Origin of the sequence: Streptomyces ambofaciens ATCC 23877 (genome assembly GCF_001267885.1) — a bacterium.
Taxonomy (GTDB): domain Bacteria; phylum Actinomycetota; class Actinomycetes; order Streptomycetales; family Streptomycetaceae; genus Streptomyces; species Streptomyces ambofaciens.
Genome location: NZ_CP012382.1, coordinates 3,584,130 through 3,605,523 on the forward strand (window position 1 = coordinate 3,584,130; position 21,394 = coordinate 3,605,523).

The window sequence follows — 21,394 nt, forward strand, 5'->3', positions numbered from 1 at the left end:
GGAGCCCCAAAACGGCACGTACCGTCGAACGCATGACGCATCTCGACGCGGACGAGGGACTCGCCCCCGCGCATCCCGTCCACGCCCTCTCCCCGGCCACCGGGCTGACGGCGGCCGGTGTCGCCGAACGGGTCGCGCGCGGTCAGGTCAACGACGTGCCGGTGCGCAGCAGCCGCTCGCTGACCGACATCGTCCGCGCCAACGTCTTCACCCGGTTCAACGCCATCATCGGCGTGCTCTGGGTGATCATGCTGTGCGTCGCGCCGATCCAGGACAGCCTCTTCGGCTTCGTGATCCTGGCCAACACCGGCATCGGCATCATCCAGGAGTGGCGGGCGAAGAAGACGCTCGACTCCCTGGCCCTGATCGGCGAGGCACGGCCGACCGTGCGGCGGGACGGGACGGCGGCCGAGATCGGCACCTCGGAGATCGTGCTGGACGACGTCATCGAGATCGGCCCCGGGGACAAGGTCGTCGTCGACGGCGTGTGCGTAGAGGCGGACGGGCTGGAGATCGACGAGTCGCTGCTGACCGGCGAGGCCGACCCGGTCGTCAAGCAGCCGGGGGACCAGGTCATGTCCGGCAGCTTCGTGGTCGCGGGCGGCGGCGCGTACCGGGCGACGAAGGTGGGGCGTGAGGCGTACGCCGCGCAGCTCGCCGAGGAGGCCTCCCGTTTCACCCTGGTCCAGTCCGAACTGCGCTCCGGCATCTCCACCATCCTGAAGTACGTCACCTGGATGATGGTCCCGACCGCGATCGGCCTGATCCTCAGCCAGCTGCTCGCCAAGGACGACGACCTGGACGACTCGATCGCGCGGACGGTCGGCGGCATCGTGCCCATGGTCCCGGAGGGCCTGGTCCTGCTCACCTCCGTCGCCTTCGCGATCGGCGTGATCCGGCTCGGCCGCAAGCAGTGCCTCGTCCAGGAGCTGCCCGCCATCGAGGGCCTGGCCCGCGTCGACACCGTCTGCCTGGACAAGACCGGCACCCTCACCGAGGGCGGCATGGACGTCACCGAGCTGCGCACCCTCGACGGCGCCGACGAGGGGTACGTCCGCACGGTGCTCGGCGCCCTCGGCGAGTCCGACCCGCGCCCGAACGCGTCCCTGCAGGCGATCATCGACACCTACCCGGTCGCCGATTCCGCCGAGGACTGGCGCTGCACGGAGTCGCTGCCGTTCTCCTCCGCCCGCAAGTACAGCGGCGCCACCTTCGGCGAGGGCGACGGCACCTCCAGCACGTGGCTGCTGGGCGCACCCGACGTGCTGCTGCCCGAGGACGCCCCCGCCCTCGCCGAGACCGTGCGGCTCAACGAGCGGGGCCTGCGGGTCCTGCTGCTCGCCCGCGCCGCCCGCGAGCTCGACGACCCCGGGGTGGCCGAGGATGCCACGCCCGTCGCCCTGGTCGTCCTGGAGCAGCGGCTGCGCCCGGACGCCGCCGACACCCTGCGCTACTTCGCCGACCAGGACGTCCGCGCCAAGGTCATCTCCGGTGACAACGCGGTGTCGGTCGGGGCGGTGGCCGCCAAGCTGGGGCTCTCCGGCACCACCGTCGACGCGCGCCGACTGCCCGCCGGGCGGGAGGAGATGGCCGGGGCGCTCGACGAGGGCACGGTGTTCGGGCGGGTCACCCCGCAGCAGAAGCGGGACATGGTGGGCGCCCTCCAGTCACGCGGGCACACGGTCGCGATGACCGGCGACGGGGTGAACGACGTCCTGGCGCTGAAGGACGCCGACATCGGCGTGGCGATGGGCTCGGGCTCGGAGGCCACCAGGGCGGTCGCGCAGATCGTGCTGCTCGACAACAGCTTCGCCACGCTGCCGTCGGTGGTGGCGGAGGGCCGCCGGGTCATCGGCAACATCACCCGGGTCGCGACGCTGTTCCTGGTGAAGACCGTGTACTCGGTGCTGCTGGCGATCCTGGTGGTCTGCTCCCAGGTCGAGTACCCGTTCCTGCCCCGGCACCTCACCCTGCTCTCCACGCTCACCATCGGCGTCCCGGCCTTCTTCCTGGCGCTCGCCCCGAACAAGGAGCGGGCCAGACCCCACTTCGTGCGGCGGGTGATGCGCTACGCCGTCCCGGGCGGGGTGGTGGCCGCGGCGGCGACCTTCGCGACGTACCTCGTGGCCCGGCGGCACTACTCCGGTCCGGGGGCGCTGGACGCGGAGACCAGCGCGGCGACGCTGACGCTGTTCCTGGTCTCGATGTGGGTGCTGGCGATCATCGCCCGGCCCTACACCTGGTGGCGTGTGGTGCTGGTCGCGGCGATGGGCGCGGGCTTTCTGGTGGTGCTGGTGGTGCCGTGGCTCCAGGACTTCTTCGCGCTGAAGCTGGTGGGCGTGACCATGCCGTGGGCCGCCGTCGGCATCGCGGCGGTGGCGGCGGGGCTGCTGGAGCTGGCGTGGCGGTGGGTGGACCGGCGGCTGCCCGTGTGAGGTCTTCCCGCCGGACGTGAGCGGCTCGGGCCCGGATGTCCTCGGTGCGCTCGAAAGAGCGCACCGAGGACGCTCCTCCCTCGACCGTCCTCGTGTGCGCGGGGACCTAGTCCCTCGACCGTCCTCGTGTGCGCGGGGACCTAGTCGAACCAGCGGTCCCGGGCCAGTTCCTCCGTGCGGGACTCGTCCTCCAGGAGGGCGGCGACCTCGAAGCGGCGCGGCCACTGCCCCGCCGCCCAGGCGAGCCCCGCGGCGACGCCCTCCAGGGTCGCGGCGTGCAGCACGCCGTCGTCCGTCAGCCGCCAGTCGACGTCCACTCCGTCGACGACCAGCTCCTCGTGCTCCACGTACGACGCGGGGGTCCGCGCCCCCAGCAGCACCCGCACCGGCTCCGGCACGTCGTGCTCGGTGCCCTCGGAGTCCACCTCGCCGGTGACGGACTCGCTCAACCGCCGCACCTGGAACAGCTCCGCCAGCTCGACGGCGCGGGCCGGCCGTACGGGCAGCAGCGGCACACCCGACGTGAAGGGCAGCAGGTCCGGCGAGTCCACCACCACGGCGTCGGCGGCGTCCACCACCTCCACCCGTCCGTCCACCACGGCCCGCACCTCGTCCGGGAGGGTCACCTGCTCCGGGTCCAGCTCGGCCAGCGCGCCGTACAGGGCATGCAGCTGGGCGGCGGTGACCGGGCGGTCCGGGTCGGCGAGCCGGTCCAGCAGCTCCGCACCGCCACCGGGCTCGTCGAGGAGGGCGGCGACCGACGTGCGTACGCCCAGCGCCCGCAGCACCTGCTCGTCCTCGAAACCGGTGGCGTCGGCCTCGTCGTACAGGCCCCGCAGCAGCGGGTCGCCGCCCGCCGCGCGCAGACCCGCCGGACGCCGCCCGCCGAGCACCGGGTGCCCGCGCAGCCACCACGCGGTGTACGGCCGTACGACCTCGTGCGTGCCGTCGTGCAGGAGGACGCGCACGGGCTGGACGAGGGCGTCGCGCAGCGGCGGCTGCGACAGCAGGGCGAGGGCCTGCGGCCACCGGTCGTCGTCCACGAGGTCCAGGTCGCGCACGGCGACGATCTCGGTGGCGACCGGGGGAACGGGGGCTTCGGGGAAGCGGTCGAGGACGTCCTCGCTCCACACGTCCACGGCGTCCAGCAGGCCCGCGTCGTCCGGCTCGGCGAAGTCGCCCTCGCGGGGCTCCAGTTCGTCGGGGTCGAGGACCACGTCGGTGGCCCGGACCAGGGCGAAGGTGACGAGCACGCCGCAGGCCGCCAGGGGCTCCGGCCCCCACTTGCGCGCCAGCTCCACGTCCACGGCGGCGAGTTCGTCCTCGCGCATGACCTCGGCGAACGGGCCGCCGGGGAAGACGAGTTCGCCCGCCGGGGAGAGCTCGCCGTCCTCGTCGGGCAGGGCGAGCGCGCCGAGCCAGGGCTCGTCCCCGGGGCCGAGCCCGGCGTCGCGGACCAGGCCGAGGACGGTGTCGGCCAGTTCGTCGGCGTCGAGGGTGTCCTCCTCCCAGTTCGCCCCGCCCTCGTCCGCCAGGGACGCGGCGACGGCGGCCCGCACCTGCGGGGTGGTGAGCACGGCCCGCGGGGTGGCCGGGAGGGCGCCGAGCTTCTCCAGGAGCCCGTGGGCGGCGTCCGGGTGGGCGATCTTCAGGCCGAGACGGGTGAGCACCCCGGGGTCGAGGGACGCGGCGTCCGCGGAGGGCAGGAGCACCTGCCGGGGCCCGATGGCCGTCCGGCTTCCCCCGGTGCCGAAAGCCTGGGAGGCGCCCCCAGCGAGCGGCACCGGCAGCCCCGTCAGCCGGTCCGGGTCGACCCCGGCGAGGCTGTCGTAGAGCCGCCACCACCAGTCGGGGGCCTTCTCCAGACCGGCCAGCCGGTCGATCGCGTCGGTCAGCGGCACCCGGGCCACGCCCAGCGTGCGCAGCTCCGCGCGGCGCTCCAGGCCGGCGGGGAGCAGCGTCGGCAGCACCTCCGCGAGGACCCGCACGGTGTCGGCGCCCGCGCCCTCGACCACCTCGGCGTCGCGGGGCCGCAGGGACTCGGGCAGGTCGGGGTCGTCCTCGCGCGGCTCGACGGCGGGCGGCAGGAAGGAGGTGCGCGGCAGCCGCTGAAGGATCGCCTGCCGCAGCACGCCGTCCAGCTCGCCCTTGCCCAGCGGGCCGGGAATCAGGTCGATGAGGCCGACGGCGACCGGCCGCCAGTCGGCGAGCAGCCCGGCGTAGGCGTCCGCCGCCCGCTCCGCCAGGAAGTCCGTCAGCGGGCCGCGCGCGGCGTGCCGGCGGGTGGAGTCCAGCGGGAAGGACGCGATCAGCAGGGCGGGTACGCCGAGGGGCTCGTCGCTCGGGGTGGGGGCGTGCACGACGGGGCTGGTGCGGGGGCGGGCGGGAGCGCCGTCGGCGTCCACGGGCACCGCCCAGGTCACCGACCAGTGCGGGCGCAGCCGCTCCTCGACCGGCCGGTCGGCGAGGAGGTCGGGGGTGAGCGGGCCGTGCGCGGCGGCGGTGCGCCAGCGGGTGGTGCCCTCGCGGGAGTCCTCGACGACGGTCAGCGGGCCCTCGGTGCGGCGGGACAGCGTGCGCACGTCGTCCGCGACCTCGACGACGACCTCCTCGAGACCCGGCAGGGCGAGGAGCAGGGCGTCGTCCACGGCGTGCAGGAGCCGTTCGGCGAGGTCGGCGGCGGCCGTGTCGCGCAGCGGGAGGATGACGGCCGTGTCGTACGGGCCGGGGGCGCTGCCCTCGGCGGGGAACGGCAGCCGCAGCAGCGGGACGTGCCCGTCGCGCCGCCGGACCTCGTCCCCGAGGCCGGGGCTGTGTCGGGCGGTGTCGGCGGCCAGGTCCCGCGCCTCGGCCAGGGACCAGCGCACCCCGCCGTGCCGGCCGACGACGGCGGGCTCGTCGGTGACGGCCAGGACGGCGGCGAAGCCGACGCCGAACCGGCCGACCGCGCTGTCCCCGGCGTCGCGCTTGGCGGAGGCGCGCAGGGTGGACAGCGACTCGACGCCGGCCGCGTCCAGCGGGGCGCCGGTGTTGGCGGCGACGAGGACGCCGTCGCGCAGGGTGAGCCGGAGCCGGCCGGGTACGCCGGACCGGGCGGCGGCGTCGGCGGCGTTCTGCGCGAGTTCGACGACCAGCCGGTCGCGGTAGCCGCCGAGGACGAGGTCCTCCTCCGCGTTGGCGTCCTCACGGAACCGGGCGGGGCTCGTCGCCCAGGCGTCCAGCACCCCGCGCCGCAGACGTGCCGTACCGAACGGATCGGCGCCCTCGGCGGCAGGCTGCACGAACATGCTCACGGTGACTCTCCTCATCGACGGGCCACGAAGGTACCGCGAGGACCCGGCCCCACCGGTGCGGACGCCGGGTCGGGGCCCCCTGGGGGGGGCCGCCGCGCTACGAGTGCCCCAGCTCCGCCGACGCCTCGTCCTCGGCCGGGGGGACCGAACCGGAGTCCGCCGCCGGCCGCAGCGGGAACGGGTCGACCCGCGTCTCGTCGATCACCGGCGGAGCCGGCTGCGGCGGCCTCGGCATCACCGCCGCCTCGGAGTGCCCTCCGCACCCGTAGGCCAGCGACACGACCCGGCCGTCCGCCGGGGAGAACTCGTTGGCGCACACGCCGAAGGCCTGTCCCAGCGAGCCGCCGATGCGGGCCAGGAAGCCGCAGCTCACGCAGGAGGCGGGGGCCGCCTGGGCCATCGGGGTCTTCGGACCGTAGGAGTCCTCCCAGCGGTCGGCGGCGACGTGCAGCCCGTACCGGGAGAGGACGCGGGTGCGGCGCAGGCCCAGTTCCTCCGCGACCGCCGAGATCGTGCCGCGGGCCGGGACGGTGGACAGTTCGGCCGGGGGCCCGGCCGTGACCTCGGCGTCCTCGGCCTCCACCAGGTCGGCCATCTCGTGGGAGACGACGGAGTTCGGCGGCGGCTCGTCCTCGCCGGTCCAGCCGGGCTCCAGCCGCAGGTCCTCGGCGTCGGTGGGCAGCAGGTCTCCCGGGCCCATGTCGCCGGGGCGCAGGCGCTCGCTCCAGGGCACCCACTCGGGCGCGAGGAGGGCGTCGGGGCCGGGCAGCAGCACCGCCTCGTCCACCGTCACGATCTTGGCGCGGGAGGCGCGGGCCACGGTCACGGCCCAGCGCCAGCCGCGGTACCCGAGCTCCTTGCAGGCGAAGAAGTGGGTGACGACCCGGTCGCCCTCCGACACCGCCCCCTCGTGCTCGCCGACGACGCCGGGGGCGGCGGCCTCCTCGGCTGCGGCGCGGGCGAGGTCGACGGCCTCGGCGCACAGACGGTCAGGGGTGCGGCTTCGCGTTGTCGCTGCGCTCACAGGTATCGCTTCTCTCCATACGCCGTCTCACGAGTGCGCCGCTGCCTGCGAGGGGCGAACGGAGCGGACCTGTGGACCGCGTCGACGTCCGCGCCCGATCGCGCTCGGGCACACCTACGCCATCCATTCTGCGGGATGGCCGTAAGGCGCGCGGCCGAGAACGTTCGCCACGGCGCGCTAGGCACGCTACCTGCTCATGTGCGCTGGGCCTACACCGACGGGAGTTTCGGCGGTGTACGGTACCGCGTTCCCCGGTGCTGTCACCCGACTCGATCACCGCCATCCGCGCCGTATCGACGCTATAGCCCCCGCTCTCGGGGCACTATGACGGGGTGGCAGCCGCACGGACGGAGTTCAAGGGCGGGAGCCGGGGGCGCGGCCCCGGCTCCCGGTTCCGTGCGGTCGGCCGGGCGCTGCGCCTCCCGGTGACGGGTACCGCGCGCGGCATCCGCAAGGCGACCCACGCGCACGGCGCCGGCGAGTCCGGCCTCGGCAAGCTGATCGAGCTGCACGGGGTGAACGGCGCCGGCGACGTCATGATCACCGTCGCCCTGGCCTCCACCGTCTTCTTCTCCGTCCCCACCGACGAGGCGCGCGGCCGGGTCGCGCTCTACCTCGCCATCACCATGGCCCCCTTCACGCTCCTCGCGCCGGTGATCGGCCCCCTGCTGGACCGCCTGCCGCACGGCCGCCGCGCCGCGATGGCCGTCGCGATGGGTGCCCGGGCGCTGCTCGCGCTGGTGCTGTCGGGGGCGGTGGTCAGCGGGAGCATCGGGATGTATCCGGCCGCGCTCGGTGTGCTGGTCGCCTCGAAGGCGTACGGCGTGGTCCGAAGCGCCGTCGTGCCGCGGCTGCTGCCGCCCGGCTTCTCCCTGGTGAAGGCCAACTCGCGGGTCACGCTGTGCGGGCTGCTGGCCACCGGCGTCGCCGCGCCGGTCGCGGCCGGCCTCCAGCAGGTCGGGCCGCGCTGGCCGCTGTACGGCGCTTTCGTGATCTTCATCGCGGGGACCGTGCTGTCGTTCACGCTGCCGCCGAAGGTCGACTCGGCGCGCGGCGAGGACCGGGCGCTGCTCGCCGCGGACGAGCGGCACCTGCACGGCCCGCACCGCAGGCCCGTCAAGCGTCCCGGGCTGCGCACGGTGGGTCCGGCGGTGACGCACGCGCTGGCCGCCAACGCCGCGATCCGCTGCCTGACCGGCTTCCTGATCTTCTTCCTGGCCTTCCTGCTGCGCGTGCACCCGCTGTCCGGGCAGAGCGCGGCCGTGTCGCTGGGCATCGTGGGCGTGGCGGCGGGCGCGGGCAACGCGCTGGGCACGGCGGTCGGGGCGTGGCTGCGTTCGCGGGCGCCGGAGGTCATCATCGTGACGGTCGTCGCGGTGGTGCTGGGCGCCGCGGTCACGGCCGCGGTGTTCTTCAGCACCGTGCTGGTGGCCTGTCTGGCCGCGGTCGCGGGGTTCGCCCAGGCGCTGGCCAAGCTGTCCCTGGACGCGCTGATCCAGCGGGACGTGCCCGAGCAGGTCCGCACCTCGGCGTTCGCGCGCTCCGAGACGCTGCTCCAGGTCTCCTGGGTGCTCGGCGGGGCGGTCGGGATCGTGCTGCCGCTGAGCGGGACGCTGGGCCTGTCGGTCGCCGCGGCGATCATCGCCGCCGGGTGGCTGACGACCGTACGGGGGCTGATCGACTCGGCCCGGCGCGGGGGACGGGCCCGGCCGAGGGTGGCGTGACCACGCCACGCCGTACCCAGGTGGGGGGCGGGCCACAAGCGCCGTATAGCCTTCGCCCATGACCACGTTGCCCCGCGGCACCGCCGCTATCGGACACGGCGTAGTGCGACGCCGCCGCGCCGTCGCCGCCGCCGGCGCCGTATCCGCCGGACTGCTCCTGTTGTCAGCCTGCGACCAGCCCACGCCCATGGGCACGGTCACGGTCGGCAGTGACTCGGTCAGTTCCGAGGCCACCTGTGGCGGTCACGACAAGGTCCTGGAGAACGCCGAGATCCAGAAGTGCCTCCAGGACGACGACGTCGACTCCATCACGGTCAACCCCGACGACACCGTGCGTTTCGGCGTGGACCCCGAGGTCGCCGACCAGCGCTGGACGATCCTGATGAACGGTCAGCAGCTGACCGACGACACGGACAACACCTACCGCACGGTGCCGGGCAGCGTCTTCTTCAACGCCCAGTACGGCGCCCAGGGCGACTCGACGCTCGTCACCATCAAGGCAGGCGACGGCAAGGACGACAGCGAGGAGGCCACCGGTCTGTGGTCCTTCAAGCTGAAGAAGGACGACTGACCACGTCCTCCGTGCACATCCTCGTGGCCACCGCGGTCCCCGTCGAACGGGACGCGGTGGCTCGGGCGTTCCCGGGCACGGGCCCGGATGCGGCGGTGGAGGTGCCCCGGCCCGGCACGGTCCTGCACCGGCTCCCGGACGGCTGGGACCTCCTGGCCGCCGGTGTCGGCCCCGCCCTCGCCGCCGCCTCGACCGCCGCCGCCCTGACCGCCGCGGCCCTCGACTCCGCGCCCTACGGCCTGGTCGTCTCGGCCGGTATCGGCGGCGGCTTCGCCCCCGACGCGCCGGTGGGCTCGCTCGTCGTCGCCGACGAGATCACCGCGGCCGACCTGGGCGCCGAGACGGCCGACGGCTTCCTGCCGGTCACCGACCTCGGCTTCGGCACCGTCACCCACCGCCCGCCGGCCGGCCTCGTCCGCGCCGTCGCCGCCGCGACCGGGGCCCGCACCGGCACCGTCCTGACCGGGTCCACCGTCACCGGCACCGCCGAACGCGCCGCCCTGCTGCGCGCCCGCCACCCGCGGGCCCTGGCCGAGGCCATGGAGGGCTTCGGCGTCGCCGAGGCCGCCGCCGCGCACGGGGTGCCGGTGCTGGAACTGCGCGCCGTCTCCAATCCGGTCGGCCCGCGCGACCGCGCCGCCTGGCGCATCGGCGACGCGCTGACGGCGCTGACGGACGCCTTCGGGAAGCTCGCACCCGTCCTCAGGAGTTGGAACCCACATGAGCGCTGAGACCCTGCAGATCGCGTACTCCCCCTGCCCGAACGACACCTTCGTCTTCGACGCCCTCGCGCACGGCCGCGTCGCCGGGGCACCCGCCCTCGACGTGACGTTCGCGGACATCGACATCACCAACGGCATGGCCGAGCGCGGTGAGTTCGACGTGCTGAAGGTGTCGTACGCCGTGCTGCCGTACGTCCTGGACGAGTACGCCCTGCTGCCCTGCGGCGGTGCGCTGGGCCGGGGCTGCGGGCCGCTGGTGCTGACCCGGGAGGCGGACGCCGACCTCCGCGGGCGCACGGTCGCGGTGCCGAGCGAGACGTCGACGGCGTACCTGCTGTTCCGGCTGTGGGCGGCGGACACCGTGCCCGGCGGGGTGGGCGAGGTCGTCGTGATGCCGTTCCACGAGATCATGCCGGCCGTGCGGGACGGGAAGGTCGACGCGGGGCTCGTGATCCACGAGGCGCGCTTCACGTACCGGAACTACGGACTGCACAAGCTCGCCGACATGGGCGAGCACTGGGAGCGGACCACCGGGCTGCCGATCCCGCTCGGCGCGATCATCGCCAAGCGGTCGCTGGGCGCGGAGACGCTGACGCGGCTGGCCGACTCGGTCCGTGCCTCGGTGCGGGCGGCCTGGGACGCCCCGGAGGTCTCCCGGCCCTACGTCATGGCCCACGCCCAGGAGATGGACCCGGCCGTCGCCGACCAGCACATCGGCCTCTACGTCAACGAGTTCACGGCCGACCTCGGCGAGGACGGGTACGCGGCGATCCGGGGCCTGCTGACCCGCGCGGCGGCCGAGGGACTGGTACCGGCCCTCGGCCCGGATGCGCTGGCGTTCCCGTGAGGCGTGAGCTTGGGGCTCGAAGCCTGAGGGGTGACGGGCGGGGCGGGCGGCGAGGCGTCAGACGTCCAGCTGGTCCGCCACCGCGCGGAGCAGGCCGGCGATCTTCTTGCCGGCGGTCTTCTCGGGGTAGCGGCCCCGCTCCAGCATCGGGGTGATGTTCTCCAGGAGGGTCGTCAGGTCCTGGACGATGGAGGCCAGTTCGTCGGGCTTCTTGCGCTGCGCGGCGGCGACCGAGGGTGCCGGGTCCAGCAGGGTCAGGGACAGCGCCTGGTCACCGCGCTGTCCGGCGACCACGCCGAACTCCACGCGCTGCCCCGGCTTCAGGGCCTCGACTCCGGCGGGGAGGACCGAGGAATGGACGAAGACGTCACCGCCGTCGTCACGGGAGAGAAAGCCGAAGCCCTTCTCACTGTTGAACCACTTGACCTTGCCGGTAGGCACGTCTGTCCTCGTCCTCGTACTCGTCGGAAAACTGCTCGGAAACGGCTTCTGATAGCACTTGGGCGGGTCGTCCGGACCCGCCGGTACCAAGGCTAATGGTCTTCGGGCCGGTGACAAGACGTCCCCCGGTCGTTCCCCAGGCCTGGGAACTACCCTGGTCGAGTGCGTGAACAAACCCAAACGAATTCCGCCGCGCCCGGTGACCGACTGATCCGCGCCGGTGCGATCGTCTTCTTCATCGGCACCGTGGCCACACTGGTCACGGTCGCCCCGCTGCTGCTGGGGACGACGCCCTTCCCCACCTTCATGTTCGTACTGAGCATGCTGATGGGAGTGGGCTTCCTGATCGCCGGCGCGGGGGTGTTCCGGTCGATCGCGGCGGGCCGGCGTCAGGCGCGCGCCGAGTCCGGCCCGTCGGCGTCGCCGTCTCGGTAACCCGCGAGCCACGCCGGGAACTTGGTGAGGTCGGCGAGGACGACGTCGGCGCCGGCCGCGCGGAGTTCCCCGGCGCTGCACGGGCCGCTGGCCACGGCCACGGAGAGGGCACCGGCGGCGCGCGCGCCGCGCACGTCGCCGAGGTGGTCGCCGACGTACACGTCCGCGCCGTGCTCGCGCAGCGCCACGGCCTTCTGCTCGGCCCACAGGTCGCCGACCACGGCGTCCGGTTCGATGCCGAGGTGCGCCAGGTGCAGCTTGGCGTTCGGCTCGTACTTGGCGGTGACGACGAGGGCCCGTCCGCCGGCCGCCCGCACCGCCTCGACCGACTCCCGGGCGCCGGGCAGCGCGGGGGTGGCGGCGACGGCGTACGTCGGGTACATCGCGCGGTACAGCTCGGCGGTGGCCGCGATCTCCTCGGCCGGGAACCAGTGCGCCAGCTCCTCCTCCAGCGGCGGCCCGAGCCGGGTCACGGCCAGGTCGGCGTCGACGTACGTCCCGGTCCGCTCGGTGAGCGCGAGGTAGCAGGCGTGGATGCCGGGCCGCGAGTCGATCAGCGTCATGTCGAGATCGAAACCGACGGTGGGCGCGGGGCGGGTCGTGGAGGCCATGGCGCCCATTGTGCCGGGAGCCGCCACCGCACCGGCCGGACGGTCCCGGGTCAGCCCCGGGGGCGGCGGGAGCGCCAGAGGAGGTAGAGGGCGGTGGCGACGGCGGCGGTGCGCAGGACCCAGGGCCAGGTGTCGGTGACGGCCTCGTTCATGCGGCCCTCGGCGATCGGGTCGCCCCAGCGGCCCTCCGTGCGGCCCCACAGCCAGACGAGACCGGCGGCGGCGACCGTGCCGGGCAGACCCAGGACCGCCCACTTGGACTGGGCGGGGGTGAGGCGGCGGGAGAGGTAGGCGATCAGCCAGCCCAGGCCCAGCGGGAGAAGGCTGCCCAGGACGGCACCGGCGATCAGCAGCGCCGCGGCGAGCAGCAACAGGGGGTTGGGCCGGCCGCCCTCGGGCCACAGGCGGCGCAGGTGCCGGGTCACGGCCCGGCCCGGCTTCCCGGCGACCGGCTCGGCAGGCTCCGCGGCCGCCTCGACGGCCGCCGTCCCGCCCGGCCCGTCGGGCGTCCGGGGCTCCTTCCCGGTCCCGGCCCCCTCCCGCGGCGGCGGCTTGAGCAACTCCGGGATCTCCACACCGCCGACGAACCCCGGCACGCTGTCGCCGGCGCCCCCGAACGGTCCGTTGTCCACCCGCCACCAGTCCTGCCGGCCGACCGCGCTCTCCCCCAGCTCCTGCGCGCTCGCCAGGTGCGGCGGGGCGGGGGCCGGCGCGGGAGCCGGTCCGGCCTCGGGTGCGGCGGGGTGGGAGCGCGGTGCCCCGGCGCGCCGCAGGCCCTTGAGCCGCTCCGTCCTCCGCCGCTCGCCCTCCCGCTGCTCGGGCACCGCGGCCGGCGGCGGCACCGCCGGCCGCGGGACACCGCTCGTGCCGCCCGCAGCCCCGACGATGTCGTCGGGGCTGCCCAGCCGGTCCAGGATGCGGCGGACGGCGGCGGGGCTGTCGACGGTGGTCCCGGCGCGGCGCCGGTCGATCTCGTCGCGCAGCTCGGAGACCAGCCGCATCCGGGTGGCCGACGGCAGCTGCCGTTGCTGGGCCACGTCGCCGACGCGGCTCAGATACTCGTAGACGACCTGGTCGCTCTCGATCCCCACGAACCCCTCCGGGGCGGTGTGTTGTGGTGTGCCGCCGGTATCCCGCGGGACGAAGGTACCTAATCCTCCCGCGCGGGGCGGACACCCCGCGCACGGCACCGGCGCACACGCCGCCCCACCGTCGTACCCACCCGCTAACGTGGGCCGGATGAGCACCGAGGAGAAGTCCGCGACCCCCCGGTCCCTCGCGGAGGCGCTCCGCGTCAGGGACGACGTCTCGCTGGCCGCCCTCCTGCGCAGCCGTCCCGACCTCATCACCCCCGTGCCCACGGACCTCACCCAGCTCGCCACCCGGGCCGGCACCCGCGCCTCGGTCGTGCGGGCGCTGGAACGGCTGGACCGGTTCGCGCTGCAGACGGCGGAGGCGCTGGCCGTGGCGGCGGACCCGGCGCCGTACGACGAGCTGCTCCGGCTCATGGCGGGCGACCCCGGGGCCGCGGCCGACCCGGTCGTCACCGCCGCCCTGCCGCGGTCCCTGGCGGTGCTGCGCGAACAGGCGCTGGTGTGGGGAGCCGACGACCGGCTGCGGCTGGTGCGCACCGCTCGCGAGCTGCTCTCGCCCTCCCCGCAGCACCCCTCACCGACAGGGCTCGGGCCCACCGTGCGGGAGGCGACGGCGGGGATGTCGCCGGGCCGGATCCAGGAACTCCTGGCCGCCGTCGGACTGCCCTCGACCCACGACTCCGTCTCCGCCGTGTCCGCGCTCGCCACCCTGTTCACCGACCGGCCGCGGATGGCGGAGCTCCTCGCCGGCCTGCCCCAGGAGTCCCGGGAGGTGCTGGCCCGGCTGGTGTGGGGCCCGCCGTACGGCCAGGTCACCCACGATCCCGCGGCGCACCTGCGGGCGCTGCTGGACCGCGGCCTGCTGCTGCCGACCGCGCCGGGCACGGTCGTCCTGCCCCGCGAGGTCGCCCTGCACCTGCGGGACGGCCGGGCGCACCGCACGCCCGAGCCGGTGCCGCCGCCGGTGGAGGCCGCGGCGGCGCACCGTCCACAGGTCGTGGACGCCACCGCCGCCGGGCAGGCGCTGGCGGCGCTGGCGACCGTCGAGGAACTGCTCAAGGAGTGGGACGAGGGCGGCCCGGCGGTGCTGCGGGCCGGCGGGCTGAGCGTGCGGGACCTGAAGCGGACGGCCGTCGCCCTGGACGTGACCGAGCCGGTGGCCGCCTTCTGGGTCGAGCTGGCCTACGGGGCGGGGCTGATCGCCTCGGACGGTGAGGCGGACGAGCGGTACGCGGCGACGCCGGCCTACGACGAGTGGCGGGAGCTGGCCACCGCCGAGCGGTGGGCGCGACTGGCCGAGGCGTGGCTGACGGCCACGCGCACGCCGGGTGTGGTCGGCGGGCGGGACGCGAAGGACCGCACGCTCTCGGCGCTGGGGCCGAACCTGGACCGCTCGGCGGCCCCGGAGGTACGGCACCGGGTGCTGGCGCTGCTCGCCGGGCTGCCCGAGGGCGCCTCGCCCACCGAGGAGTCGGTGCTCGCGCGGCTGCGCTGGGAGCGCCCCCTGCGCGGACCGCAGCGGGAGCAGCGGGAGCCTCGCGAGGAGGACCTGCGCAGCAGACTCGCCCGGTGGACGCTGTCCGAGGCGGAGCTGCTGGGCGTCACCGGGCGCGGTGCGCTCGCGGCGCCGGGACGGGCCCTGATCGGAGCGCCCGAACCACTGCGTCCGGCGGCGGAGACGGGGGAGCCCGAGGGTCCCGGTGACAAGCTCCCCGTCCACCACCGCGCGCTCCCCTCCCCGATTCCCCCGACGCCCGCCGAGCAGGCCGCCGCCACCGCGGCCGCCGCCCGGGTGCTGGCACCGCTCCTCCCCGAACCGCTGGACCACGTGCTGCTCCAGGCCGATCTGACGGCGGTGGCGCCGGGGCCGCTGGAGCGTCCGCTGGCCGACCTGCTGGGGGTGCTCGCGGACGTGGAGTCCAAGGGCGGGGCGACCGTGTACCGGTTCACGCCGGGCTCGGTGCGCCGCGCCCTGGACGCCGGGCGGACCGCCGCGGACCTGCACGCCGTCCTCGCCCGGCACTCCCGCACGCCGGTGCCGCAGCCGCTCACGTACCTGATCGACGACGTGGCCCGGCGGCACGGGCGGCTGCGGGTGGGCTCGGCCTCGGCGTACGTGCGCTGCGACGACGACGCCACCCTGGACGAGATCCTCGCCGACAAGCGGGCCGCCGGCCTCGGGCTGCGCCGTCTCGCGCCGACCGTGCTGGCCGCGCAGGCCGACCCGTCGGCCCTGCTGGAGGGGCTGCGGGCGATCGGCTTCGCGCCGGCCGCGGAGTCCGCCGCGGGTGACGTGCTGATCGCCCGTGCCGACGCCCGCCGCACACCGCCGCGTACGCCCCCGGAGCCGGTCCCGGAGGGCCCGCCGGTCCCCGACGACACGCTCCTGACGGCGGCGATCCGCGCCGTCCGGGCCGGTGACCTGGCCTCGACGGCCCCGCGCAAGCCGGGACCCGGCACCGGTGAGGGCGGGGGTCCGGCCGCGGGCGAGCTGCCCCGCACCGGCGCCGCCGAGACCCTCGCCACCATGCAGGCGGCCGTCCTGACCGGCGAGGCGCTGTGGATCGGCTACGTGAACGCCGAGGGCGCCGCCAGCCAGCGGGTGGTGGCCCCGGTCCGGGTCGAGGGCGGCTTCGTCACGGCGTACGACCACACGGCCGACGAGGTGCGCACCTATCCGCTGCACCGGATCACCGGCGTGGCCGAACTCGCCGACGACGCGCTGTGAAGGGCCCCTCTTTCGAGCGTACGGGCCGGTTCATGCACGCCACGCCGGGTGATTAGCACCTGCGAGGGAGCTTTTTTCATAATCCGCATCGATCTTTCGGCCCTCGGGCAGCCACCGGTTGTCCTGCACCGAACCGAAAGGAACCACCTGATGCGTGCCGTTCGTCGCGTCGCCACCGTCCTTGCCTCCACCGCCGCGCTGGTCGCGGCGTTCGCCGCCGAGGCCGCGGCGGTCGGCATCGACCTCGGTGGAGGCGTCACCCTCTGATCCGGCCGTTCGGCGTCCCCTTCGGCGGGCCGGGTCCCAGTCCCCTGGGCCCGGCCCGCTCCGGATCTCCTCCCCCCTCTCCCCGCCGGTCTGCCCGAAAGGACCCCCATGCGCGCCAAGCCCGCCGATCCCTGCCGTTCCGCCGCCCGCTCCGCCGTCGCCGTCTCCGTCGCCGCCCTGATCACCGCCGCCGCGCTGTTCGGCGCGCTCGCCCCCGAGGCCACCGCGCTGCCGCTGCCCCTCCCGGTCACCGGCGTCGAGCCCCTGGTCACGGAGGGTGTCACCGTCGAGGGCCCGCTGATCAACAACATCAGTCTCAGGTAGCCGGGTCCCGCGATCAGGCACACTGGACGTTTGGCCGATCCGTCCCGTCCCGGTCGGCCGTACGCACGCGAAAGGGTGCCGCCCGTGAATGGTCCGCTGATCGTCCACTGACCGAGCCATCACCATGCCTGTACGGCCTGCCCGAGAGTCGCGAACCGGCCATCGATCCAAGGCAAAGGACCACAGTGGGACCGCGTAAGCCTTCCAAGGGGCACCGCCGGTCTCAGGAGCACCGCACGGCTTGCAGCGTTCGAGCCTTCAACCTTCCGACTCGTAGGAGCGGGCAGGCTGCCGGGCGGGGGCTCCATCTTCGTCTCCGTAGTCAACGGCGCTTTAGTGCCGCCATTGCCGTCACTGTTCCCCTCAGCTCCGGCAAGCGGCGGGGCCGCGCCTCCAACGAGCGTCGGCAAGGCCGCACTCCTGTGCTCTCGGGCATACCCCGCACTGGCCGCATGTCTCCACTTCCCTCCAACCTGGCCGGCGCCCGTCCCGCGCGGCCCTTGAGGACAAAAGAGGGGTGCGACGGCGATCGACCTCAACTGGGGGGGCAACGAGGGTCGCAGGGTTTGAGCAACTACATCATTCACCCCTCTGTCGTCGCTCGCATCACATAGCATGAAGTGCACCAGGGTGCGCGCTGTGGGTAGTTGGCGCCACTGGCGCCACGCCCTCTGCCCCGAGTACTCCGGAGTAGCTGTTGACCGGCCCTGCGAGTAGCCCCCTTCCCGTGGATGACGGTGGGCACGACGCCATCAAAGGGTTCGCATACCAGTTCGACAAGACCCTTCTTGAGATCATTCGGAGCCCGCGACAAAGGCTCCAGATTGAAGGCGCGCAAGATCTGAGTGGCGAGCACTATCACATGCAGATCAAGAATCGGTCCGGGAAGTTCTATCTATCATCGATAGGCAAAGCGGTCCGTAAAATGTTTTCACAGTTTGAGATCAGCCGCCACCCCTCCTACATCTTGCACTGCCACTTTGCGGATCAAACCCCTGGCACCAGCCGATCGCTCAACGCCGATGAACTGGATAGTTTGCTCGCTGACCAGTTCCATACAGTCGATAAAGACTTGAAATTGCAGTTTCTGAAGTCCTTCTCCATCCACTTTTCAGAGGACTACGAAACACAGTTCAAGAACGTGTTGGATTGCATCACTTCCGAGCTTTCCGCTAAGGACTCCACGGAAGCACTCTCCTACCATGCGATTCTTCACGCATATCTGAGAAACCTGGTTTTGACGAAACCTCCAGGTTCTCGTTGGGTCGGGCTCAATGACTTGAAGGCAGCAGTCAGGGAAGCACGAAGCGCCATCTTCACAGCCAGCTACGTCACCTATTGCGGGTACGAGAAGTACCTGAAAATGGTTAGAAGGCAGTACCTTCCGCGACGCGTCAATGTCCCGAACATCGAGCGGCTATTTTCCTTCGAGTGCACCCAGGAGACTAACCCGCAAGACATTGCGGAGGCTGTGCTACACATCTGCAATAGGTACCGCATTGAGGAGAACTCGCCAGCCCCCTATTTCACATTCCGCGGCAAGTTCGACGATCGCTCCATAAAGGCAAGCCTGTGGGAGGTCGGAGCATACTTCAATGACGGGCGCGGATACCATGGTGGGAACTTTAGGATGGAAATCCTAACCAACCCTCCCTTCGGGGCCGCTCGTATCAAAGTCGTGGAGCCAGTGCAACTGCATGACCTCATGACCGAGGTAAGATTTAAGGAGTTCCACGACTTCTTCCTAGTTGAGAAGACTGATTCTCCGGTCCCGGTACCGCGGCCACATCACGTGTTTCTGGAATCTCATGGCGACCTGATCGAAGTATTCCGATAGGGCGGTCTAATGTCTAGCGCCGAAGTAATCGCTGTCTACCCTAACCGTATCAAGATCGCAGTCCACGACATTGGCGAACTCGCCGATGGCGACCCTGTTGAAGTCGGCTCATATCTAAAAATCTACGACAGCTTGCAGGGCGCCATTATGGCGATCATTGAGAGTTATTCGATCGAGCTTCGCCCCAGCAAGGAAGGAGGGGAAGACCGACAAAAGGTGTACGTCATCGAAGCAGTACCGCTCGGCTTCGTTGATGGTGACGGACGCTTCTCCCGTGGTGGCGGCGGGATCGCCATTCCGCCGAAAAAAGTATCAGTCGCCGTGAAGGATGAGGTCCAGCGCATCTATGACACAGTCGAAACGGAAAAGAGGTTTCACTTCGCTCAATTGGCACAAGACATTTCGGTAGACGTTCCGGTCGACGGCGATAAGTTCTTCAGCCGCCATGTCGCGGTTGTAGGCTCCACGGGGTCGGGCAAATCACATGCCATCGCAAGAATTATCCAGACTGCGACTCAGATTCGCGATGAGACTTACGGCGAGTACAGCCTAAATAACGCACACGTCGTGATCTTCGACATTCACTCTGAATACAAGACTGCATTCCCAGAGGCGAATCACCTTTCCGTTGAATCTCTCATTCTCCCCTACTGGCTGCTAAACGCCGAGGAGCTTCAGGATCTTTTTATCGAAAGCAACGAAGAACAGTCGCATAATCAGATCGCGGTGCTGAAGAAATCCATCACAGAGAACAAACGGACACACTTCGAAGGGTCGGAGGAGAAGCGCGATCTAATCCACTATGAGTCCCCAATCTTCTTTGAGATCGATGAGGTACTTGATGCAATTAGGGCGAAAAATGAACAGCGTATTGCCACACCCGGGAAGACTACTGATCGGGCGGGCCCACTCTTCGGCAAGCTTGATAACTTCATCACGCGACTTGAGAACCGCGTTCTCGACAGGCGCCTAGATTTCCTGTTGGGGGACAGGGCAAAATCGGTGAACCTCGAATCCGTTCTCCGACAGTTCACCGGATACAATCCCGATTCCCTTGCAAACGTAACGGTGATCGACCTCAGTGGCGTTCCGTTTGAGGTTCTCAGTATCACTGTCTCACTGGTGTCCCGATTGCTTTTTGACTACTCGTACTACTTCAAGAAACTCAACGCATCTTCCCAGGTGGAAACTCCGCTTCTACTCGTATACGAAGAAGCTCACAAGTACGTGCCGAAGAGTGGACTGGCAAAGTTCAGCGCATCCAGAAACTCGATCGAGAGGATCGCCAAGGAGGGCAGGAAGTACGGCATTACTGCCGCTATCGTAAGCCAGAGGCCGGCTGAGATTTCGGAAACGATTTTCTCTCAGTGCAGCAACTTCCTCGCCATGCGGCTCACGAACCCAGAGGATCAAAATTACGTCAAACGTCTATTGCCAGATTCTTTGGGACCCCTGACTGAGTCTCTTCCCGTGCTGAGTTCAGGCGAGGCTCTCTTGTTGGGTGACGCAGCAGTCATGCCCTCGAAGGTTGTGATGGAGCAGGCTCGCCCTGCCCCCTCTTCAAGTGACGTTAGGTACATGGCTGAGTGGATTAAGCCGTGGCAGGACGTGGAGTTCGTACGCGTGGTCGAGGACTGGCAAAAGTAACTGGGACCGTCTTCGGAGTGCACAGGATGTCCCAGTAGTCACACTCGTAATCCTATGATTGGCGACGCTCGGGCCTATCCCAGGTGCAGCCATAAAGGTCCGGTACTTCGCAACTTGGTACTACGAAACGGTAGCCTGAGGGCCGGAGAATAAGGTCAGCCGAGATAGGGCCGCTCACGGTGCTCCAGGAAATGTCGGATCCGGAGCTGTTGCGTGTGGTGCATCGGCAGTTGATCGATTTCCTCCGGCTGGACGAAACTGAGCTCCGTGGACTCGTCCGAGATCGCGAGTCGGCCCCCGACTACTCGGGCTGTGAAGCAGACATTGAATTGGCGACGCACTTCACCGTCCGTATAGGCGATGACATGACGCGGGTCGGTATATGTCCCGACGAGCCCGGTGATCTCCACGTCCAGGCCCGTTTCCTCCTTCACCTCCCGGATGGCGGTTCCCGGTAGCGAGTCGGTCATCTCCATGCCGCCGCCTGGTAGCGCCCAGAGATCGTTGTCCCGGCGGCGCTGAAGGAGCACGCGTCCTTCGTCGTCGGTGACGACTGCGGACGCGGCGACCACCAAACTGTTCGGCTCTGGTGCCGCTGGGTCGTCGTAGTACTCGGTCCTTGCCATCGTCAGCCTTCTCCTACCGGTGTTGCGGTTTCCCACACCGCGTCGAAGCTGCTGGTGTAGGTGTCGAACATGCCACCCTCTCCGTTGCGCCGAAGATGCCACACGGGTGCACCGTAGGCGTTCACGCCCCAGACGTGGGCGTTGACCAGCGCCTGGTCATCCGCACGATAGATCGAGTTGTAGAGCGTGGTGGCGTGGGTCCGCACCTCGATGCCGGATACCCCGGCCAGGGGGCGATAGTGCATGAGGGCAAGTCGGCAGCCGGACTCGATCCCGTGACCGAACCTCTCTTCGGCGCCGCGTTGTTGGACAATCGTGCTGTCCGGATCGCCGATCGCGATACGGACCGCACAACCGTCGGCAGCTCGCTCGCGCAACAGGTCATTCAGCCGTGGGTACGCCTCGTGCAGGAAGACGGCGGCGTACACCAACACGTCGATGTGCTCGCGGGCCTGGGTCAGCATGTCCACGAAGGTGGATACGGGGAGGTCCGCCCGGTGATCGTAGAGGGCCACAAGTTCCGGACTGACGGCGCGGGCAGCGCGTGCCTGCCGGAGCGCGGGCCAAAGTGCGTGCACGTCTTCTCCTAGTATCTCCGCTGTCAGCATGGCTGCGGCACGACGCGGCGTACGCCCCAAGTTGACCCATCTTTCAACGGACTTGGGATCGACCTCGACCTTGTTCGCAAGGGCGGCGTACGTCCAGCCGCCGGCGGCCATGGCAGCACGTAGCCTCTCGTTCGGCATCCCAATCTCTCCTAACACTCGG

The 21,394-nt window shown here is 71.2% G+C and carries 17 protein-coding genes; 10 read left to right on the forward strand and 7 right to left on the reverse strand.

Going from position 1 to position 21,394, the window contains the following annotated elements:
* The first annotated feature begins 32 nt into the window (after window positions 1-32).
* Window positions 33-2,435: an HAD-IC family P-type ATPase gene (locus SAM23877_RS15895; protein ID WP_053132926.1), complete on the forward strand. Its 2,403-nt coding sequence runs from the start codon at window positions 33-35 to the stop codon at window positions 2,433-2,435.
* Window positions 2,436-2,575: 140 nt separating this feature from the next.
* On the opposite strand, the gene SAM23877_RS15900 is transcribed toward SAM23877_RS15895, so the two are convergent.
* Both SAM23877_RS15900 and SAM23877_RS15905 read right to left on the reverse strand, forming a co-directional pair.
* Window positions 2,576-5,728 (reverse strand): sacsin N-terminal ATP-binding-like domain-containing protein, encoded by a 3,153-nt coding sequence (locus SAM23877_RS15900; RefSeq protein ID WP_053132929.1) that lies wholly within the window; start codon window positions 5,726-5,728, stop codon window positions 2,576-2,578.
* Window positions 5,729-5,825: 97 nt separating this feature from the next.
* On the reverse strand, window positions 5,826-6,752 hold the full coding sequence (locus SAM23877_RS15905; RefSeq protein ID WP_053132932.1) for a DUF3027 domain-containing protein: 927 nt from the start codon (window positions 6,750-6,752) through the stop codon (window positions 5,826-5,828).
* Window positions 6,753-7,084: 332 nt separating this feature from the next.
* Here SAM23877_RS15905 and SAM23877_RS15910 point away from each other — a divergent pair, with 332 nt between their 5' ends.
* From SAM23877_RS15910 to SAM23877_RS15925, 4 genes are read left to right on the forward strand one after another with little or no spacing between them, the layout of a single operon-like run.
* On the forward strand, window positions 7,085-8,476 hold the full coding sequence (locus SAM23877_RS15910; RefSeq protein WP_053132935.1) for an MFS transporter: 1,392 nt from the start codon (window positions 7,085-7,087) through the stop codon (window positions 8,474-8,476).
* Between the two features lie 58 nt (window positions 8,477-8,534).
* On the forward strand, window positions 8,535-9,047 hold the full coding sequence (locus SAM23877_RS15915; protein WP_079030234.1) for a DUF2771 domain-containing protein: 513 nt from the start codon (window positions 8,535-8,537) through the stop codon (window positions 9,045-9,047).
* An 11-nt stretch (window positions 9,048-9,058) separates the two neighbouring features.
* Window positions 9,059-9,778: a futalosine hydrolase gene (locus tag SAM23877_RS15920; RefSeq protein ID WP_053132940.1), complete on the forward strand. Its 720-nt coding sequence runs from the start codon at window positions 9,059-9,061 to the stop codon at window positions 9,776-9,778.
* Window positions 9,768-10,616 carry a 1,4-dihydroxy-6-naphtoate synthase gene (locus SAM23877_RS15925; protein ID WP_053132943.1) on the forward strand — a complete coding sequence of 283 codons (849 nt, stop codon included), beginning with the start codon at window positions 9,768-9,770 and terminating at the stop codon, window positions 10,614-10,616. The genes SAM23877_RS15920 and SAM23877_RS15925 overlap by 11 nt, the downstream gene beginning before the upstream one ends.
* A 57-nt stretch (window positions 10,617-10,673) precedes the next feature.
* Here SAM23877_RS15925 and SAM23877_RS41780 read toward each other — a convergent pair whose 3' ends face one another.
* Window positions 10,674-11,057: a cold-shock protein gene (locus tag SAM23877_RS41780; protein WP_053132946.1), complete on the reverse strand. Its 384-nt coding sequence runs from the start codon at window positions 11,055-11,057 to the stop codon at window positions 10,674-10,676.
* A gap of 162 nt (window positions 11,058-11,219) precedes the next feature.
* Here SAM23877_RS41780 and SAM23877_RS15935 point away from each other — a divergent pair, with 162 nt between their 5' ends.
* Window positions 11,220-11,492, forward strand: coding sequence for a hypothetical protein (locus tag SAM23877_RS15935; RefSeq protein ID WP_053132949.1), 273 nt, complete (start codon window positions 11,220-11,222; stop codon window positions 11,490-11,492).
* On the opposite strand, the gene SAM23877_RS15940 is transcribed toward SAM23877_RS15935, so the two are convergent.
* Window positions 11,447-12,103, reverse strand: a complete 657-nt coding sequence (locus SAM23877_RS15940; protein WP_079030728.1) for an HAD family hydrolase — start codon at window positions 12,101-12,103, stop codon at window positions 11,447-11,449. The two genes, SAM23877_RS15935 and SAM23877_RS15940, sit on opposite strands and share 46 nt — an antisense overlap.
* 50 nt (window positions 12,104-12,153) lie before the next feature.
* Window positions 12,154-13,194 (reverse strand): hypothetical protein, encoded by a 1,041-nt coding sequence (locus SAM23877_RS15945; RefSeq protein ID WP_053132955.1) that lies wholly within the window; start codon window positions 13,192-13,194, stop codon window positions 12,154-12,156.
* A gap of 148 nt (window positions 13,195-13,342) precedes the next feature.
* On the opposite strand from SAM23877_RS15945, the gene SAM23877_RS15950 reads away from it, so the two are divergent.
* From SAM23877_RS15950 to SAM23877_RS15965, 4 genes are all read left to right on the forward strand, one after another.
* Window positions 13,343-15,925: a helicase C-terminal domain-containing protein gene (locus SAM23877_RS15950; protein WP_053132958.1), complete on the forward strand. Its 2,583-nt coding sequence runs from the start codon at window positions 13,343-13,345 to the stop codon at window positions 15,923-15,925.
* A 375-nt stretch (window positions 15,926-16,300) separates the two neighbouring features.
* The gene (locus SAM23877_RS15955) at window positions 16,301-16,516 is read left to right on the forward strand and encodes a hypothetical protein (protein WP_053132961.1); all 216 of its coding nucleotides are present in this window, start codon (window positions 16,301-16,303) and stop codon (window positions 16,514-16,516) included.
* A 727-nt stretch (window positions 16,517-17,243) separates the two neighbouring features.
* Complete coding sequence (locus SAM23877_RS15960) at window positions 17,244-18,353, forward strand: hypothetical protein (RefSeq protein ID WP_053132965.1); 1,110 nt, start codon at window positions 17,244-17,246, stop codon at window positions 18,351-18,353.
* Between the two features lie 9 nt (window positions 18,354-18,362).
* Window positions 18,363-20,000 (forward strand): ATP-binding protein, encoded by a 1,638-nt coding sequence (locus tag SAM23877_RS15965; RefSeq protein WP_053132967.1) that lies wholly within the window; start codon window positions 18,363-18,365, stop codon window positions 19,998-20,000.
* 155 nt (window positions 20,001-20,155) lie between these two features.
* Here the strand turns inward: SAM23877_RS15965 and SAM23877_RS15970 are convergent, their stop codons facing one another.
* Both SAM23877_RS15970 and SAM23877_RS15975 read right to left on the reverse strand, forming a co-directional pair.
* Window positions 20,156-20,626, reverse strand: coding sequence for an NUDIX domain-containing protein (locus tag SAM23877_RS15970; protein ID WP_053132970.1), 471 nt, complete (start codon window positions 20,624-20,626; stop codon window positions 20,156-20,158).
* A 2-nt stretch (window positions 20,627-20,628) separates the two neighbouring features.
* Window positions 20,629-21,372, reverse strand: a complete 744-nt coding sequence (locus SAM23877_RS15975) for a helix-turn-helix domain-containing protein (RefSeq protein ID WP_053132973.1) — start codon at window positions 21,370-21,372, stop codon at window positions 20,629-20,631.
* Between the last annotated feature and the right edge of the window lie 22 nt (window positions 21,373-21,394).